The 18,055-nt window shown below is 40.0% G+C and carries 15 protein-coding genes; 1 reads left to right on the top strand and 14 read right to left on the bottom strand.

Features of this window, described 5'->3' with window-relative positions; all coding sequences use genetic code 11:
- Positions 1-7: 7 nt before the first annotated feature.
- The 14 genes from thrC to purD all read right to left on the bottom strand — a co-directional run bounded on the left by thrC (position 8) and on the right by purD (position 16,593).
- Positions 8-1,492, bottom strand: coding sequence for a threonine synthase (thrC, locus tag DYD17_RS00470; protein ID WP_003049098.1), 1,485 nt, complete (start codon positions 1,490-1,492; stop codon positions 8-10).
- A gap of 193 nt (positions 1,493-1,685) precedes the next feature.
- On the bottom strand, positions 1,686-2,702 hold the full coding sequence (gene adhP, locus DYD17_RS00465; protein WP_003049096.1) for an alcohol dehydrogenase AdhP: 1,017 nt from the start codon (positions 2,700-2,702) through the stop codon (positions 1,686-1,688).
- Positions 2,703-2,887: 185 nt separating this feature from the next.
- Positions 2,888-3,940 (bottom strand): zinc-dependent alcohol dehydrogenase family protein, encoded by a 1,053-nt coding sequence (locus tag DYD17_RS00460; protein ID WP_003049094.1) that lies wholly within the window; start codon positions 3,938-3,940, stop codon positions 2,888-2,890.
- Positions 3,941-4,198: 258 nt separating this feature from the next.
- The gene (gene adhE, locus DYD17_RS00455; RefSeq protein ID WP_115252495.1) at positions 4,199-6,841 is read right to left on the bottom strand and encodes a bifunctional acetaldehyde-CoA/alcohol dehydrogenase; all 2,643 of its coding nucleotides are present in this window, start codon (positions 6,839-6,841) and stop codon (positions 4,199-4,201) included.
- A gap of 320 nt (positions 6,842-7,161) precedes the next feature.
- Positions 7,162-8,937 carry an acyltransferase family protein gene (locus tag DYD17_RS00450; RefSeq protein WP_003049091.1) on the bottom strand — a complete coding sequence of 592 codons (1,776 nt, stop codon included), beginning with the start codon at positions 8,935-8,937 and terminating at the stop codon, positions 7,162-7,164.
- On the bottom strand, positions 8,934-9,335 hold the full coding sequence (locus DYD17_RS00445) for an MORN repeat-containing protein (protein WP_003049089.1): 402 nt from the start codon (positions 9,333-9,335) through the stop codon (positions 8,934-8,936). The genes DYD17_RS00450 and DYD17_RS00445 overlap by 4 nt, the downstream gene beginning before the upstream one ends.
- A gap of 28 nt (positions 9,336-9,363) precedes the next feature.
- Positions 9,364-9,795 (bottom strand): low molecular weight protein-tyrosine-phosphatase, encoded by a 432-nt coding sequence (locus DYD17_RS00440; protein WP_003049087.1) that lies wholly within the window; start codon positions 9,793-9,795, stop codon positions 9,364-9,366.
- A 134-nt stretch (positions 9,796-9,929) separates the two neighbouring features.
- A complete protein-coding gene (gene ruvB / locus DYD17_RS00435) occupies positions 9,930-10,928 on the bottom strand; it encodes a Holliday junction branch migration DNA helicase RuvB (RefSeq protein ID WP_003049085.1) in 999 nt (332 codons plus the stop codon).
- Positions 10,929-10,978: 50 nt separating this feature from the next.
- Positions 10,979-11,074: a quorum-sensing system DWW-type pheromone gene (locus DYD17_RS10970; RefSeq protein ID WP_198455558.1), complete on the bottom strand. Its 96-nt coding sequence runs from the start codon at positions 11,072-11,074 to the stop codon at positions 10,979-10,981.
- A gap of 86 nt (positions 11,075-11,160) precedes the next feature.
- The gene (locus DYD17_RS00430) at positions 11,161-12,072 is read right to left on the bottom strand and encodes a helix-turn-helix domain-containing protein (RefSeq protein ID WP_003049081.1); all 912 of its coding nucleotides are present in this window, start codon (positions 12,070-12,072) and stop codon (positions 11,161-11,163) included.
- 141 nt (positions 12,073-12,213) lie between these two features.
- Positions 12,214-13,506: an adenylosuccinate lyase gene (gene purB, locus DYD17_RS00425; RefSeq protein WP_115252494.1), complete on the bottom strand. Its 1,293-nt coding sequence runs from the start codon at positions 13,504-13,506 to the stop codon at positions 12,214-12,216.
- Positions 13,507-13,515: 9 nt separating this feature from the next.
- Positions 13,516-14,601 carry a 5-(carboxyamino)imidazole ribonucleotide synthase gene (gene purK / locus DYD17_RS00420; RefSeq protein WP_115252493.1) on the bottom strand — a complete coding sequence of 362 codons (1,086 nt, stop codon included), beginning with the start codon at positions 14,599-14,601 and terminating at the stop codon, positions 13,516-13,518.
- Positions 14,588-15,076 (bottom strand): 5-(carboxyamino)imidazole ribonucleotide mutase, encoded by a 489-nt coding sequence (gene purE, locus DYD17_RS00415; RefSeq protein WP_003049074.1) that lies wholly within the window; start codon positions 15,074-15,076, stop codon positions 14,588-14,590. The genes purK and purE overlap by 14 nt, the downstream gene beginning before the upstream one ends.
- Before the next feature lie 254 nt (positions 15,077-15,330).
- Positions 15,331-16,593: a phosphoribosylamine--glycine ligase gene (gene purD, locus DYD17_RS00410; RefSeq protein WP_003049071.1), complete on the bottom strand. Its 1,263-nt coding sequence runs from the start codon at positions 16,591-16,593 to the stop codon at positions 15,331-15,333.
- 280 nt (positions 16,594-16,873) lie between these two features.
- Here purD and DYD17_RS00405 point away from each other — a divergent pair, with 280 nt between their 5' ends.
- Positions 16,874-18,001, top strand: coding sequence for a peptidoglycan hydrolase ScrM (locus tag DYD17_RS00405; protein WP_115276304.1), 1,128 nt, complete (start codon positions 16,874-16,876; stop codon positions 17,999-18,001).
- Positions 18,002-18,055 lie beyond the last annotated feature (54 nt).

Genomic DNA, 18,055 nt, shown 5'->3' with positions numbered 1-18,055 from the left:
CTCCGTTTTACAGACCAAGATAATCTTCAACAGCTGTTTGCATATCTGCCGTTTTCACAAGCAGACGGTGCCGAACCGTTGCGTTTTGCAAACCTATCACAGCTTTTGGTTGTACTACGTGAGAAAGCTGCTTAAGTTGACTCACTGCTTCAAAGTCATCGGCGACCGGTTCTCCAGTAATTGCTTCTACTACAACACTCGGGAATTTATAAGGACTGGCTGTTGAGGCAATGAGTGTGGGGGTATCATCCCTTGTCTCGTGACGATAACTTTGGTAAACTGCCGAAGCAACTGCAGTATGAGGATCCATAACATAATCGTCTAACTCAAATACTCGTTTAATTTCAGCCGCTGTTTCTGCTTCTGTGGCAAAACCAGCAACAAACTGAGAAAAAATAGTCTCATCACTATCTTTTAATTCGTAGGATCCATTTCTTGTTAGAGCACCCATTAAACATTTGGTCTTTTCAGCATTATCCCCTACTAAATGGAAAACAAGACGTTCTAAATTAGATGACACCAAAATATCCATCGAAGGACTTGTTGTGACTTTGAAGGACCGTTTTTTATCATAAATACCACTGGTAAAGAAATCCGTTAAGACCTTGTTCTCATTAGAAGCACAAATAAATTTTGCTACAGGTAGACCAATTTTCTTGGCATAATAAGCAGCTAAAATATTCCCAAAATTACCAGTAGGAACCGTAATATTAATGTTCTGCCCTGCTTCAATCCGACCAGCTTTAACCAATTGAGCATAAGCATAAATATAATAGACTACTTGTGGAATAAGACGACCAATATTCATGGAGTTTGCAGATGAGAGCTGCATCCCGCGAGCTGCTAATTTCTGAGCCAAGACAGGGTCATTAAACATACGTTTCACATCTGTTTGAGCATCATCAAAATTGCCCTCAATGGCAACAACTTGAGTATTTCCTCCAACTTGAGTTGTCATTTGCAATTCTTGAATCTTACTAACACCTGCGTGAGGGTAAAAAACAATAATTTCTGTTCCAGGAACATCTGCAAAACCTGCCATAGCAGCCTTACCTGTATCTCCAGAAGTAGCTGTTAAAATCACAATTTTCTGTTCCACACTTTGCTTTTTAGCTGCAGTGGTTAAAAGATAAGGCAAAATAGACAGAGCCATATCTTTGAAAGCAATCGTTGTTCCGTGAAACAATTCCAAGTGATGAGAGTCTGTTAGAGAAACTACTGGTGCAATAAGAGAGGTGTCAAATTTATTATCATATGCTGAGCTGATACAGTACTCAATTTCATCTTCAGTAAAATCATCAAAAAAAGCGGATAACACAAGCTTGGCAATGGATTGATAACTTTCATCCTTAAGCTTGTTAAATGACAATGCTAATTTGGGGAAACTAACAGGTGTAAATAAACCTCCATCTGCAGCTAAGCCTTGCAAAATAGCTTGACTTGCCGTCACTTTATTCTCTTGATCTCGTGTTGATTGGTACATCATTGGCATCGCTCTACCCTACCTATTCTTTATTTTTTCCATTATATAATATATTCTCAATTTTTAAAACTTCTAAAAAATAAAAAAAGCATTCTCAAGCAGAGAGAAGCTCTCTTACTCAAGAATGCCGCTAATGGTACAATTTAAGAATTACTCCAGCAAACGAAGCCATTACTAGATAATACTATTATACTTTAGTTTCTTAGCGAGTAAAATCCAAAACTTTGCGTCCTTGAATCAAGCCACGTTCCATTTCATCAAAGACATCTGGAGCAGTATCAACTGGAACTTTTTCAACAACTGGAACAACCAGACCTTCTGCACCAAAAGCAAAGGCTTCTTCCAAGTCTTTACGTGTTCCTACAAGTGATCCAATCACTTTGATACCATCTAGAACTGTTTTTACGATAGAGAGTTCCATATATTCTGATGGAAGGCCTACAGCTACAACAGTTCCTCCTGCACGGACGCTATCAATCGCTTGGTTAAAGGCAACTTTGGAAACAGCTGTTACAACGACACCATGGGCTCCACCAGTTTTTTCCTGAATGTAACCTGGAACGTCTTCAATTTCTTTGCCATTAACCACAATATCAGCACCGACTTCTTTAGCCAATTCTAATTTATCATTGTTGATATCGACTGCGACAACATGAGCATTAAAGACTTTCTTAGCGTATTGAACAGCTAGGTTTCCAAGCCCCCCAGCACCAAAAATAACAATCCATTGACCTGGAGCGGCACCCGCTTCTTTGATAGCTTTATAAGTAGTGACACCCGCACATGTGATTGATGAAGCTTGGGCAGGATCAAGTCCTTTAGGGACTTTTACAGCGTAATCAGCTGTTACGACAGCATATTCGCTCATTCCTCCATCAACACTGTAACCTGCATTTTTAACAGAACGGCAGAGAGTTTCACGACCAGTCGTACAATATTCACAATGACCACAACCTTCAAAGAACCAAGCAATAGAGACGCGATCACCAACTTGTAATGAGGTTACACCTTCACCAATTTCTTCAACAATACCAATTCCTTCGTGGCCTAGAATACGCCCAGGAACTTGTCCAAAATCGCCATGTGCAACGTGCAAATCTGTATGGCAAACACCACAATATTCGACTTTAACAAGTGCTTCTCCGTGCCCAATTGATGGCATTTCATGATCAACAACTTCAACACCTGTACTAGCTTCATTAACAACTACGGCTTTCATATAAGTCCTCCATATTTTAATGTTTAATTGTTACTTATGTAATCGTTTACAATTAAGATTGTATATCTTTTCACAATTATTGTCAACTCATTTTCGAAAGTTTTCTGAAAATTAAGTTAACTAGTTAAGTTGTTGAAACCTTTCTTTGATTATTACAAACAAAATCCTTCTCTAAGTTTCTACAACTAACCTGTGATATCATTTTCAATAATAACTTTAAGGGCCTTATTTGGACCAGCGTTTTTAAAGACCTCGTACGCTTTTTCAATCTCCGATAACTTAAAGTGATGTGTTACCATCTTAGTCGCATCAATCTTGCCTGATTTCAAAACATTCAGCAGCATCTCTGTTGTATTGGCATTCACTAGACCAGTGGACATTGTAATATTTTTTATCCATAGATCCTGTAAATCTAAAGTCACTGGTTTTCCATGCACTCCGACGTTAGAAACATGTCCACCGATAGCAACAATTTTTTGGCAAATATCAAAGGTAGCTGGATATCCTACACACTCAATTGCAACGTCAACACCTCGCCCATCAGTTAATTCATTGACTTTCTGAGCAATAACTTCAAGGTTCCCAGAGCAAATCGTGTCTGTCGCTCCAAAGCGCTTAGCTGCTTCTAAACGTGATTCTGACAGGTCAACCATGATAAGCTTAGCTGGGGAATAAAATTGGGCTGTTAGCAGAGCTGCCAAGCCAATAGGACCTGCTCCAACAATACAAACTGTATCGCCAGGTTTTACCTTGGCTGACTGAACTCCTATTTCATAAGAAGTTGGAAAAATATCTGATAACATCACTAAGGCATCGTCTTCGACCGTTTTTGGAGCATGATAAAGGCTACCATCTGCCTGAGGAACATGAACATATTCTGCTTGTGTGCCATTAATTAAATGTCCTAGAATCCATCCCCCTTTTTCACAATGGGCAGGAACGCCTTTTTTACAGTAATAGCAGGTGTTGCAGGCAGTAATACATGAAATGATGACTTTATCACCTACCTTGAACTGATTAACTGCAGAACCTACTGACTCAATAATACCAATCCCTTCATGTCCCAAGATAGTTCCAGCAGTAGTCTCAGGGACATCTCCACCTAAGATATGTAAATCTGTCCCACAAATAGTTGTTTTTAACAAGCGAACCACTGCATCTGTTGGAGCAAGAATCTCTGGTTTAGGGTGATCAGTAAGCTCCAGTTTCCCTGGCGCGATATAAGTAACTGCTTTCATAAGTTTCCTCCATTTATTCTAATAACGGATTAATTGTTTTAATGAAATCGTTTACACTTAGAATTTTATACCTTTGTATAGTCAATGTCAACTCATTTTTGAAAATTTTCAGAAACATAACTAGTTAAGTTTTTTGTTCTTTATCTTTTTGTTTGTAGAGGGGATTTGGGTATGTTGTAGTCAACTCAATACACGAAAAAACGACCTCTTATGGTTCTAGTCATAAGAGGTCGTTGCATCACAACACTTTAAAAGAGATTATTTACGGCGTCCTGGGCGCTCTGCGTAACCATAATAAGCATCTTCAATGATTTCTTGCATATGGTCAACCATTGGTAAGCGTGGGTTAGCAGGCGAACATTGGTCTTCATAAGCAAGGTAAGCCAAGGCACGTGAATGTTCTTTCCACTCGTTCTCATCAATTCCTTGATCTTTGAAGTTCATCTTAATGCCAACACGGCAACCAAGCTCATAAACAGCTTTCGCATAAGACTCAACGGCTTCTTCTGGTGTTGAAGCTGGAAGTCCTAATAATTTCGCAATGTCTTGGTATTTTTCATCCGCACGGTAGTAATTGTACTTAGGCCATGTTGCAGTCTTAGCTGGACGTGTACCGTTGTAACGGATAACGTATGGAAGCAAGATTGCATTGGTACGACCATGAACAGTGTGGAATTGTGCACCAATCTTATGTGCCATTGAGTGAGAAATACCTAGGAAAGCATTGGCAAATGCCATACCTGCCATTGTTGAAGCATTATGCATTTTTTCACGTGACTCAAAGTCAGCTTCTTTAACAGATTTTTCAAGAGTTTCAAAGACAATCTTAATTGCTTGAAGCGCCAAACCATCTGTAAAGTCGTTAGCCATTTGAGATACATAAGCTTCTGTGGCGTGTGTCAAAACGTCCATACCAGTATCTGCAGCGATAAAGCCTGGAACTGTCAATACCAAAGCTGGGTCAACAATTGCCACAGTTGGTGTCAATGAGTAGTCAGCAATTGGGTACTTACGGTTGTTAGCCTTGTCTGAAATAACAGCAAATGGTGTTACCTCTGAACCTGTACCAGATGTAGTTGGAATGGCAATGAATTTTGTTTTCTTACCAAGTTCTGGGAATTTGAAAGCACGTTTACGAATATCCATGAATTTTTGGACAAGGTCATGGAAATCAACTTCTGGTTGCTCATAGAATAACCACATTACTTTGGCAGCATCCATTGGGGAACCACCCCCAAGGGCAATAATGGTGTCTGGCTTGAAGGTACGCATTAATTCAGTACCTTTCATAACCGTTGTAATATCTGGATCTGGTTCAACATCTGCAAAGATTTGGTAAACCACTTTATTACGACGAAGGTCCAATTGTTCAATGATACGATCCAAGAAGCCAAGTTCAACCATGGCATGGTCAGTAACAATCATCACGCGTTCAACGTCACGGCATTTTTGAAGGTATTGAATTGAATCACGTTCGAAGTATGTTTTTGAAGGAACTTTAAACCATTGCATATTATTTCTACGTCTTCCTACTTTTTTGATGTTCAAGAGATTAACAGCACTAACGTTATCACCAACTGAGTTGCGGCCATAAGAACCACATCCTAAGGTCAATGATGGTAAGAAAGCATTGTAAACATCACCGATACCACCAAATGTAGAAGGTGAATTCCAGATGACACGGATAGCACGAATTCTAGTACCAAATTCCTTCGCCAACTCTGCATCTGCTGTATGAATGGCAGCTGAGTGACCAAGTCCATTAAATTCAACCATTTGACGAGCTTTTTCAACACCGTCTTCACGTGATTCAGACTTCAAAACAGCAATGACTGGAGATAATTTTTCACGTGTTAATGGCTCATTTTCTGAAACTTCTTTACATTCTGCAGCAAGAATATTCGTTCCTTCTGGGACAGTAAATCCAGCTTGTTCTGCAATCCAAGTAGCTGGTTTCCCAACAATGTTTGGATTCAATTTAGCGCCAGCACAGTTTTTGCTGTTAGCTTTTGCACCAAAACAGAATTCTTCAAGAAGGGCTTTTTCTTTTTTATTTACAAAATAAGTATGATAAGATTTGAACTCTGCAACAAAGTCGTCATAGATTTCTTTGTCCACGATAACAGCTTGTTCAGACGCACAGACCATACCGTTGTCAAATGATTTTGACATAACAATATCATGAGCTGCTTGGCGGATGTTAGCAGATTTTTCCACATAGGCTGGAACATTACCAGCACCTACCCCAAGAGCAGGTTTTCCACATGAGTAAGCTGCTTTAACCATAGCATTTCCACCTGTAGCAAGGATGGTTGCAATGCCATCATGATTCATCAAAGCATTTGTTGCTTCAAGCGATGGTGTTTCAACCCACTGAACACAGTTCTCAGGAGCACCAGCGGCTATAGCAGCATCTCTAACAATCCGAGCGGCATGCGCTGATGATTCTTGAGCAGATGGGTGGAAAGCAAAAATGATTGGATTACGTGTTTTTAACGAGATTAAAGATTTAAAGATAGCTGTTGAAGTTGGGTTAGTTGTTGGCGTAATCCCACAGATAACACCCACCGGCTCAGCAATCAACGTCAAACCTGTCACGTCATCTTCTTCAATAATTCCTACTGTTTTTTGATGGCGCATGTTATTAACCACATGCTCACAAGCAAATAGATTTTTTGTTGCTTTATCTTCAAAGACACCGCGACCTGTTTCTTCGTAAGCATGTTTAGCAAGTACTCCATGTGCATCCAAGGCAGCAACAGAAGCTTTTGCTACGATATAGTCAACTTGTTCTTGGTCAAGCTTACGCATCTCTTCAAGAGCAGCTAAACCTTTTTGAACAAGAGTATCAATTGTCGCAGAAACAGAGGTTGTTTCAACAGTGTTATGTCCTTCAGTCATTTGAGACTCCTTTATCTTGTTAAAAGTTTCACAATTTTGTTTACAAAATTATTATAACACTTTTTGAAAATTTGTAAATCATTTCACAAGATTTTTGTGAAGTTTTTTTCAAGCTATTTCTGAAACCCTTTGATAGCGTGCTTTTTTACACTTACTTTTTTCAGAAATAAGGTATCAACTAGGACGATATTTTCTGAAAGCGTCTTCTTTTGTAGATTTGAGTTACTACTTCCCTATGAGATCAAAAAAATATTTCATTCTCACAAAAAGCCAGAGCAAATCAACTCCGGCTTTTCTTAGTAAAATAATTTGCAAGCATTTTATTTAGCGACTTTTTTAGCAGCTTGTTCAATGGCTTTTTGGATAGTAGAAACGTATAACTCAGCCCCTTGACTGTCTTCACTGTAATGCACACCATCACTGCCATACCAGATATCTGGGTTATCGATAGCAATCTTGTACCAGTCTGCTATCGTCACGTACTTATATTTTTTAGGGAGCTTAATAGCATAATCTCTCGCCTCGGCTACTTGAGTTGCATTTTTAGCATTATACGGAGAAACTAAGACCAAACGATGTCCTTTTGGTAAAGCTTCAATAAATGATTGAACGTCTTGGACATAGTTATCTAGTGAATTGACCCCAACTGCTAAAACAACTGTATTAGATAAAGAGTTAGAGTTAATTTGATTAGTAAATAACTCAAATGCTTCCGAAAAATTACGACTTACCGCGGCATCTAACTGAGCCTGTGGCATGAGTTTTGAGAAAGCTGCACTGGATCTAAGAGCAACAGAGTCACCGATAATACTCACATCACTGAAAGCCTTTGCATCTCCTGCTGCTAGTGTATGCGTTCGTTCAATATTATTTTGTGCCTGTTGCAAAGAACTTACCAATAGCTGACGTTCAAATTTGCCCACTTTTGGAGCTGCAACACAGATCCCAAAAGCCAGGAAGGCTAAGACCAATGATACTCCTGAAATCCACTTATAATAGGGAGACAAATCAATTTCCAAACCAAGCAAGTTAGGTTTCTTACCTTGAATCAAAGGTTCCACAATATAATAAGACATGGTAGCAAACAAGACCGAAAAGAAAGTGGTCAGAATAACCGCCAAGACATTTGACATTAATTGGGTAAAAATAATGTAAAAAGGCCAATGGAAAAGGTAAATACCGTAACTAATATCAGCCAAATACGTTACTACTTTAGGCTCTTGCCAGTCTGGCGTCTGTTCGTGAAGCACACGCGCAGCGTAAATCATAACCGATGCAAATAAACTAGCTAATGCAAAGCCAAATAAATAAGTCATAATATGATTAAAATTCAAGGTAATGGTCAATAAGAGTAAAAGGGCAGAAGCACCAACCATCACAGCAATCACTTGCTGACGCGACCACAACCGAACATTTTTTTGAAAACGAACGGTCGTTTCCTTGATACCTGTCATCGTCGCAAACATCGCTCCCAAAAAGAAAGGGAAGCTATGTGAGAAGCTTGAAAAATAAATCAATGATATATTAGAAGTCACAAAAGCTCTGATAAACATGCTCAAAAAGCTGACTGCAAAAACTCCTGATGATATTAAAAAGAGAAGGCCTCTCAGCTTCTTATGACTATCCTGACGCTTAGCTAACAACCAAATCAACACTCCCCAAATCAAATAAAAATGGACTTCAATGGCTAAACTCCATGTGTGAACAAAGAGATGAGGGATAAATTGACTTTCGTAACTGCTTCCTGTTAATATCTCATAAATATTAGTTGTGAACCCTAGAACAGCTGCAATCTGACTTCCTAAATTAGCAATAAAATCGCTTTTAACTAAAAAAGTAAAAGGGATAGTCAATAAAATCATTAAAACGAGCGGAGGAACAATACGATAAAACCGCCTTCTTAGGAAACCAATAATATCTATGCTTTCTTTTTTGGTGTATTCATCTATCAAGAGAGCTGTGATTAGATAGCCTGAAAAAGTGAAGAAAATATCAACTCCTATAAAGCCTCCTGGAAATGTGTTTTTAAAAAAGTGATAGAGTAAGACCAGCAAAAGCCCTGTTACCCTAACAAACGAAAACCATTTTATTCTCATTTTTGAAATATCCCCTGTTTGAAGGTTCCTTTATAAACCTTCGCATTTTTTGCCTTTAGCACACCTTTACCATCTGCTTGACCTTTATGAAACTGACCTTTATAAGACCAGCCTGTTTTAGCTGTAAAAGTTCCCTCTCCCTCAAAAACACCATTTTTGAAGGTCCCAACATAAGTATCCCCATTGGGATAAATCAGCTTACCTTTGCCATTCATCTTATGGTTGACAACATAACCTGTATACCGCATTTTTCCCTGTTCGTAGGTCAGACTAGTTTGATGTGTTAGCCTCACTCCAAAAACCGAAAGGGCACAAACCAAAATAACAATGACTGAGAAAATTTCAAGCTTGGCTCGTGTGATATTCCATTTTTTAATCATACTTTGTATATTTGTCATTCCTACTACTCATTTTCTAAGTTGACTACTAGTCAACCCCTAGTTCCTTTAACCACTTCTGACAACCTTGGGTTACTAATCGATAGGTTTCTTCAAAATCGCCTGTGTACCAAGGATCAGGGACGCCACCCTCTCTAAAAAGTTTAATTTTAGCATCCCACTGATGGTGTGACATATCCCTAAGATCTTTAACATTTTTGCTATCCATACCAATAATCACATCAAAAGCCTCAAAATCAGCTACTGTGATTTGCTGAGCACGTTTTGCCACGTCATAGTCAATCTGATAAGCCTTCAAAATGGATTGCGTGCCCGGATGAATAGGATTGCCCTGTTCCCAACTTGAGGTCGCTCGACTCTCCACGAAAAAAGTATCAGATGACACCAAAGTTTTCATGACAAATTCAGCCATAGGGCTTCGACAAATATTCCCAAGACAAACAAAACATACTTTTTTCATGAAAAACTCCTTTGGACTATTATATCAAATTTCTCACCTCTATCGGAGAAATAGAGATAATAATTTCAGGCCTTCACACAAAAAATCTGAACACTAAGAACAGGTTCAGATGATGATTCCTTAATACAAACAGATTAGTTAGACGGATATGGATAACCAAGATGACGATAGGCTTTTTCCGTCACCACACGACCAGTTCGTGTACGCATTAGAAATCCTTTTTGAATCAGATAAGGTTCGTACATGTCTTCAACTGTATCACGTTCTTCTGCAATATTAACTGATAAAGTGCCTAACCCAACCGGTCCACCCTGATACATTTCAATCATGGTTCGTAAAATCTTCTGATCTACATAATCAAGACCTTCTCGGTCAACATCAAGCATGGTTAGGGCTTTGTCTGTAATCTGAGCCGTGATGACGCCATCTCCAACAATCTGAGCATAATCACGTACCCGCTTTAACAATCTATTAGCAATACGCGGTGTTCCCCGACTACGGCAAGCTAACTCTTGAGCCGCTTCATGAACAATTTCCATGTCAAAAATATTAGCTGTTCGTTCGATAATTTCAGTCAAATCAGCTTCCTGATAGTATTCCATGTGTCCAGTAATGCCAAATCGAGCTCGCAAAGGATTTGACAACATCCCAGCTCGTGTTGTAGCTCCAATCAATGTAAAAGGTGGTAAATCCAAATGAACACTTCGACTAGTGTCCCCAGCACCAATCATGATATCGATGTAAAAATCTTCCATAGCACTGTACAATACTTCTTCGACTGCCATAGGCAGACGATGAATTTCATCAATAAAGAGCACATCTCCTGGTTCCAGATCATTCAAAATAGCTACCAAATCACCAGCCTTCTCGATTGCCGGACCAGATGTTTGTTTCAGATTAACCCCTAATTCATTAGCAATCACAAATGCCATTGTGGTTTTCCCTAAACCTGGAGGGCCAAACAACAACACATGATCTAAAGATTCATCACGAAGCTTAGCCGCTTCAATAAAAATGTTTAATTGCTCCTTAACCTTATCTTGCCCAATGTACTCACGCAAATACTTCGGACGAAGCGTTCGCTCAACAAGCTCTTCATCCCCCATTACATCATTATCTAAAATTCTAGTCATAATAGTATTATAACACAAAGTAGCGAGGGGGAGGGAGGAAGAATTGTTGTTTACAAACGCCACCAATCCACTTGACTTATCATCTGAGCTGCTTTAAATGCCAACATAGCAGTAAGTATAAAATAGTAGTGATATCTTTTGAACATAGGTCAAAACTCCTTCAATTAATTTTTTAGGTTATGAAAGAATTATAACTCACTTCTATTTCTAGAAAAATGACATTCATGTCCTGTTAATAAGCACAAATATCTTTCTCCCATTCTTTAATTAATTGCTCTTCCAAATACTTGTCTCCTGTTATCTGCGCAAACAGACACGCCTTTGTATATGATTCCTCTGCTTGTTTTCTGTTCTTTTGCTTTATTAAAAAGTACTTCCATTCTATTAATTTTAGTATAGGCATTCTATTCCAATCCTGAATTTTTGCCATGATTTTTTGACTTATAGCAATCGTCTTTTCTAGATTATCTAGTTTATTAGTTTTAATACTTAAAGAAGAAATATCAATAATAATTTTATTAACTATGAACAGTTCGTCTAATTCAAAGTCATCGAATTGTTTTAACAGGTTATCTAACAAAGAATCATAAAAAACCTTATCAGAATATTCTCCATACATCCCTTCAATATCGAGATAAGCCAGATAGAGTTCAATAAGTATCAAGTCGTTTTGTTTAAAACGTAGCTTAACTTTGGTTTGTTTAAAATATTCCTGCAATAATTCAACACCAAAATTGATGTTTTCACTCAATAAAGTGTCTAGCGTAGCCTGTAAACATTCTATAATCAATTTTTCCTCCTCGGGCAATTGATCATAATAGTTTTCGAATATCTCATCAAACTGAGACTCTCGGACTTGCAATTTCCCATCGTCCATATAAGTCGGAGTCCTTAAAATGAGATATTTTAACTCTTTATATCGTTTAGGGAGTTCTAGGTTAGCACCATCCGTCAAATAACCGACGCTGACCTCTAAGGCTTTCGCAATAAAAATAACCTTTGCTAAACTTGGTATAGATTGACCTAGCTCTATCCTCGCCAACTGGCGAACAGACAATTCTGCCTCATCTCCACATAATTCCTCTCGACTAATCCCTTTCTCAAGTCTTAGTCCTCTCACTTTTTCACCAAAATGCTCTAACATGCTTTCTCTCTTCCAAAGCTATTTTCTTTATTATATCACATTATTTAATAAAAAACTAATTTTTATGAGTTTTTTGCAACTTTTGTTCGCTTTTTAAACAAAAAAAGAAGGCTTCGCCCTTCTTTGATTAATGTTTTCTTTTTAAAGTCCTAATCGTTTAAAGATGTCATCCACGCGTTTGGTGTAATAAACAGGGTTGAAGAGTTCGTCGATTTCTTCTTGTGTTAGACGAGAAGTCACTTCTTCATCAGCTTCTAAAAGTGATTTAAAGTCCACTTGATTGTCCCATGAGTAAGCTGTTTTTGGTTGAACCAAGTCATAAGCACCTTCGCGGGTCATGCCTTTTTCAATCAATTTAAGCATAACACGTTGGCTAAAAATAAGACCAAAGGTAGAACCCATATTGCGGATCATATTTTCTGGGAAAACCGTTAAGTTTTTAACGATATTGCCAAAGCGGTTAAGCATGTAGTTAATGAGAATGGTTGTATCTGGAGTAATAATTCGTTCTGCAGAAGAATGAGAAATATCACGTTCGTGCCATAAAGGAACATTTTCGTAGGCAGTAACCATATGACCACGGATAACACGCGCCAAACCAGTCATATTTTCAGAACCAATTGGGTTACGTTTATGTGGCATAGCTGAGCTACCTTTTTGCCCTTTAGCAAAGAACTCTTCCACTTCACGTTGTTCAGATTTTTGCAAACCACGGATTTCAGTTGCCATGCGTTCAATAGAAGTTGCGATGCTTGCTAGAACCGCAAAGTATTCGGCATGGAGGTCACGTGGTAGGACCTGTGTCGAAATTTCTTGGGGGCGGATGCCAAGTTTATCACAAACATATTCTTCCACAAATGGAGGAATATTGGCGAAATTGCCTACCGCGCCAGAGATTTTACCAGCCTCAACCCCAGCAGCAGCACGTTCAAAACGTTCTTGATTACGTTTCATCTCACTATACCAAGTTGCCAGTTTAAGACCAAAAGTCGTTGGTTCCGCATGAACACCGTGCGTACGCCCCATCATAATCGTCATCTTGTGTTCACGCGCCTTATCAGCCACGATTTGCGTAAAGTTCTCTAGGTCGCGACGGATAATATCGTTAGCCTGTTTGTAAAGGTAACCATAAGCCGTATCAACAACGTCCGTTGACGTCAAACCATAATGAACCCACTTGCGCTCATCACCAAGCGTTTCTGAAACCGCACGAGTGAAAGCCACCACATCATGACGGGTTTCTTTTTCAATCTCAAGAATCCGATCCACATCAAAGTCGGCATTAGCACGAATCTTAGCCACATCCTCTTTCGGAATCTCACCAAGCTCAGCCCAAGCCTCATCAGCTAAGATTTCCACCTCTAACCAAGCACGGTATTTATTCTCTTCACTCCAAATGTTCGCCATCTCAGGGCGTGAATATCTTTCTAACATCTTTTCTCCTTAATTAAAATCGATTCCTTTGCCAAACTCTTCAGCATCTTCCGCAAACACCGTCACATGTCCCATCTTGCGGTTTTGTTTCGCTTCTAGTTTACCATAAAGATGAAGGTGGGCGCTAGGGTTTTCTTGGACATAGGCTTGCGCTTTGTCCACATGTTGACCCAAGACATTGAGCATGACAGCTGGAGCGTGTAAAGTAATGGCTGGCAGCGGCAAACCAAGCACACCCAGAATATGAGTGTCGAACTGTGAGAAATCACAAGCTTCAATGGAATAGTGACCAGAATTATGCGGTCTTGGGGCAATCTCATTGACAATAATGTCATCCTTGCTGACAAACATTTCCACACAAAGTGTTCCTGCTAGGTTCAACTCCTTAGCAATCTCCAAGGCCATGACCTTAGCTTTTTCTGCTAGACCTTCCGAAATGCGGGCAGGCACAATGGTTTTTGACAAGATATTGTTGCGGTGAATGTTTTCTTGAACAGGGAAGACGGTGAACTCTTTTTGGTTACCTGAAACGATGACCGACACTTCCAAGTCAAAGGCCACAAATTCTTCCAAAACACAGTCGGCTGAGTCCGCTAATTCTCTAGCAGCAGCTAGGTCAGCATCGGAGGCAATGACCACTTGTCCGTGCCCATCGTAACCACCTGTCGCCGTTTTTAAAACGTATTTTTTACTGAGATCAATATCGTCCAAATCGGTAGAAATCTTCACTACCTTGTAAGGTGCGACAGTGACTTTGGCTTTATTGGCCAAAAACTCTTTCTCAAAAATCCGATTCTGAGAAATTCGAAGCAGATCTGTTCCTTGGGGCAGTTGGCCCTCCTTGATGACAGCATCCAAACCATCAGCATCCACATTTTCAAATTCATAGGTTAGGACATCGCAGCGCTCTGCAAGCTCAGTTAGGGCACCCACATCATCATAAGACGCCACAATCAGCTGGCTAACTCGCCCTGCTGGACAGTCGGCTGAGGGGTCTAGCGTCATCACTTGATGTCCCAGATAAATAGCGGAAATAGCCATCATTTGACCAAGTTGTCCGCCACCAATAATGCCAATGGTTTTACTTGAGTTCATCTGTCATGGCCTCCGCAATTTTACCTTGTTCCACTTGGAAATCCGCTAAGGCATCCGCAATGTTTTGATTTTCAACAGAAAGGATCCGCAAAGCTGTCAGCGCCGCATTGGTTGCTCCAGCTTCTCCAATGGCCATAGTTGCGACTGGAACGCCACCTGGCATTTGAACAATGGAGTAAAGGGAATCAAGACCACTCAAGGCACGGGATTTTACAGGCACACCAATAACCGGCAAGGTTGTTTTAGCAGCCACCATACCAGGCAAATGGGCAGCTCCGCCAGCACCCGCAATAATAATCTTAATGCCACGACCACGCGCTTCTTCGGCATGTTTGAACATTAAATCCGGTGTCCGATGGGCAGAAACTACTTTTTTCTCATAGGCAATGCCAAATTTATCCAAAACGTCTGCTGCTTTTTGCATGGTTGTCCAGTCAGAACTGGAACCCATGATGATGGATACAATTGCTTCCATTTTCTCTCCTTTATTAAATTTTTGCAGTGACATTGTGGTGAGGGACACAAGCAACCGCCTTTCCAAATTTATGGTGTTTCATTGTTAAAATGTGAGCCTGAGGTCTCCCATTCTCCCTGTCATAGCCTTAACAGGCTATGACTTTCACCACTTTGTCACTGCAAGCTGGCTCACTGCGTTCGCTAGGAGCTAACGCTTCATACAATTTCTATTAAATAATAAATTCAAACAAATTAACTAACCAACTCACAAACTTACTTCAAAGCCTTGCTACCGATGTCCTTACGATAAAAGAGGCCTGGCCGTTTCTGTTTGTCCAGTTCCTGGTAAATTCTGGTTTGCGCAGCTGAGACGTCGTCTGCTGTGGTGACCAGCATGTAGACTCGACCGCCATTGGACAGCAGTGCTTGGCCATCCGCCGAAAACTTAGCTCCGGCATAGTAAGTCACAATCTCACCCTCGCTTTTAGCTGGCAAGACGACACCTTTGTCATAGGCTAATGGGTAACCTTCTGAGGCAACCACAACTCCCAGTGTGAGCCCTTCTTCTACCCAAGTGATTTTGGTGTCCTTTTGATCAAGAATGTCTGTAATGTTTTGGGCAAAGTTTGACGTTAGGCGTGGAAGAATAATCTGTGCCTCCGGATCCCCAAAACGGGCATTGAACTCAATAACTTTGGGACCCCCAGCAGTCAAAATAAGACCCGCATAGAGGATACCAAGGTAAGGACGCCCTTCCGCAATCATACCTTCAAGGACCGGTTTAACAATGGTTCCCACAGCTTGATCAACCACATCTTGTGAAATGTGAGGAACTGGAGCATAAGCTCCCATCCCGCCTGTATTAGGACCCTTGTCGCCATCATAAGAACGCTTGTGGTCTTGAGCAGTTGGCATAATATAGAACTTATCGCCGTTAACAAATGCAAAGAGTGAAAATTCCTCACCCTCAATAAACTCTTCAATGACAACTCGCGCACCAGAATCGCCAAACTGGTTACCCAAAAGCATCTCATGAGCAGCTTCCACCGCCTGATCAACCGTTTCCGCTACAACCACACCTTTACCAAGAGCTAAACCGTCAGCCTTAACAACGATTGGCGCGCCCTTCTCCAGGATGTAGGCCTTAGCTTCTTCAAAGTCGGAAAATGTGCCATAGTCTGCTGTCGGAACTTGGTACTTAACCATGATTTCCTTAGCAAAATCCTTAGACCACTCAAGCTCCGCTGCTAAGCGGCTTGGGCCAAAAGCTTGCAGACCGGCTGTGTTAAAATCATCCACAATCCCAGCAGCTAAAGCATCGTCTGGACCAATAAACGTCCAAGCAATGTTATTATCTTGCGCAAAGGCAATCAAGCTTGAATGTTCGGAAATAGCAATATCAACCAATTGCAAACCATCTAAGGTCATTCCGTCATTACCTGGAGCAACAAAAACAGTCTCGACTCCATCAGACTCTAACAATTTTTTTGCGATAGCATGTTCACGGCCACCAGAACCAACAACTAATAACTTCAAAACAAACACCTCTATTTACGTATTATCTTAAGATATTATAACACATTTGTTCGTTTAAATATTTGTTTTTTGTCTATTTATAATATTTTTTTATATAATGTTCGTTAATTGATTGGATATGTCCTATTCCAAATTTACTTTCACATTGTTCGAAGCTTCCCAGTCTCCACCGTTGTTCACCCTTCTGCTACTATATCCACAGTAACTATTTTTAAAATATTAATCAACTTCTGTCATTTTTGTCATCCTCTTTCGAATAATTAGTTACAGGAGGTAATGAATGAAAAAAATTCATCAATTGTTAGTGTCAGGAGCAATCCTTTTGAGTGTTAATGGTGCTGTATCTTCAGTTGCATCCACTTTGAATGCAGAGCATACAGGAGTTGTTCATGCAGCTGTCCTTGGGGATAATTATCCTAGCAAATGGAAAAAGGGATCTGGAATTGATTCTTGGAATATGTATGTTCGTCAGTGCACATCATTTGTCGCTTTCCGTCTGAGTTCAGCAAATGGTTTTCAGTTGCCCAAAGGCTATGGGAATGCCTGCACTTGGGGACATATTGCAAAAAAACAAGGCTACACTGTCAATAAGACCCCTAAAGTCGGGGCAGTGGCGTGGTTTGATACTAACGCTTTCCAATCTCATGCAACGTATGGTCATGTGGCTTGGGTAGCCGAAGTACGTGGAGATTCTGTTGTGATTGAGGAATATAATTACAATGCTGGTCAAGGACCTGAGAAATACCATAAGCGTCAAATCCCCAAAAACCATGTGAGCGGTTATATTCATTTTAAAGATTTGCCTAGTGGTGAAGCAAGTAAGTCTCAAACAAAAGAACAACAGGTTTCTAAAGAAGCAGTAAAACAAGGAGGAACTTACCATTTTACTGAGCGTACTCCTGTTAAAGCACAGGCTCAACTCACTAGTCCTGACTTAGCTTATTATAATCCTGGACAATCTGTTCATTACGATCAAGCTATGACCGTTGACGGTCATGAATGGATTAGCTATCTCAGTTTTTCAGGAAGTCGACGTTATATCCCAATTAAAAAGACGGGGCAAAAAACACAACAAGTCTCTGAGACAACATCGCCTATCAATATTGGTGATAGAGTGACTTTCCCTGGCGTTTTCCGTGTGGATCGTATTGTAAACAATCTATTAGTTAGCGAGGAGCTAGCTGGTGGGGGCGCTACTTCTCTTAACTGGATTGATCCCTCACCTTTGGATGAAACAGATCGTAAAGGAGTAAAAGCAGGAAATCAAATTTTACAGGCCGGTGAGTTTTTTGTTATCCCAGGTAACTATAGGGTACTGAAAGTCGACCGACCAAGCAATGGGATTTATGTCAAGATTGGATCACGTGGAACATGGTTAACTGCTGATAAAGCATCTAAATTGCAATAATCCCTTTTCCTCTTCTTCGTTTTCTCTAAATATTATAATAAAAGAGATGTGTCC

Source organism: Streptococcus dysgalactiae subsp. dysgalactiae (genome assembly GCF_900459225.1).
Classification (GTDB): domain Bacteria; phylum Bacillota; class Bacilli; order Lactobacillales; family Streptococcaceae; genus Streptococcus; species Streptococcus dysgalactiae.
Note: the sequence above shows the minus strand (reverse complement) of the source record. Positions and strands in the feature narration are given on the sequence as shown.

What these genes read in the sequence shown, in the direction of transcription:
- adhP (WP_003049096.1), bottom strand. Translation starts at nt 2,702, where the DNA reads ATGAAAGCCGTAGTTGTTAATGAAGCTAGTACAGGTGTTGAAGTTGTT.
- purK (WP_115252493.1), bottom strand. Translation starts at nt 14,601, where the DNA reads ATGAACTCAAGTAAAACCATTGGCATTATTGGTGGCGGACAACTTGGT.
- DYD17_RS00440 (WP_003049087.1), bottom strand. Translation starts at nt 9,795, where the DNA reads ATGAAAAAAGTATGTTTTGTTTGTCTTGGGAATATTTGTCGAAGCCCT.
- purB (WP_115252494.1), bottom strand. Translation starts at nt 13,506, where the DNA reads ATGTTAGAAAGATATTCACGCCCTGAGATGGCGAACATTTGGAGTGAA.
- purE (WP_003049074.1), bottom strand. Translation starts at nt 15,076, where the DNA reads ATGGAAGCAATTGTATCCATCATCATGGGTTCCAGTTCTGACTGGACA.
- adhE (WP_115252495.1), bottom strand. Translation starts at nt 6,841, where the DNA reads ATGACTGAAGGACATAACACTGTTGAAACAACCTCTGTTTCTGCGACA.
- DYD17_RS00450 (WP_003049091.1), bottom strand. Translation starts at nt 8,937, where the DNA reads ATGAGAATAAAATGGTTTTCGTTTGTTAGGGTAACAGGGCTTTTGCTG.
- DYD17_RS00460 (WP_003049094.1), bottom strand. Translation starts at nt 3,940, where the DNA reads ATGAAAGCAGTTACTTATATCGCGCCAGGGAAACTGGAGCTTACTGAT.
- DYD17_RS10970 (WP_198455558.1), bottom strand. Translation starts at nt 11,074, where the DNA reads ATGTTCAAAAGATATCACTACTATTTTATACTTACTGCTATGTTGGCA.
- DYD17_RS00445 (WP_003049089.1), bottom strand. Translation starts at nt 9,335, where the DNA reads ATGACAAATATACAAAGTATGATTAAAAAATGGAATATCACACGAGCC.
- thrC (WP_003049098.1), bottom strand. Translation starts at nt 1,492, where the DNA reads ATGCCAATGATGTACCAATCAACACGAGATCAAGAGAATAAAGTGACG.
- DYD17_RS00430 (WP_003049081.1), bottom strand. Translation starts at nt 12,072, where the DNA reads ATGTTAGAGCATTTTGGTGAAAAAGTGAGAGGACTAAGACTTGAGAAA.
- DYD17_RS00405 (WP_115276304.1), top strand. Translation starts at nt 16,874, where the DNA reads ATGAAAAAAATTCATCAATTGTTAGTGTCAGGAGCAATCCTTTTGAGT.
- ruvB (WP_003049085.1), bottom strand. Translation starts at nt 10,928, where the DNA reads ATGACTAGAATTTTAGATAATGATGTAATGGGGGATGAAGAGCTTGTT.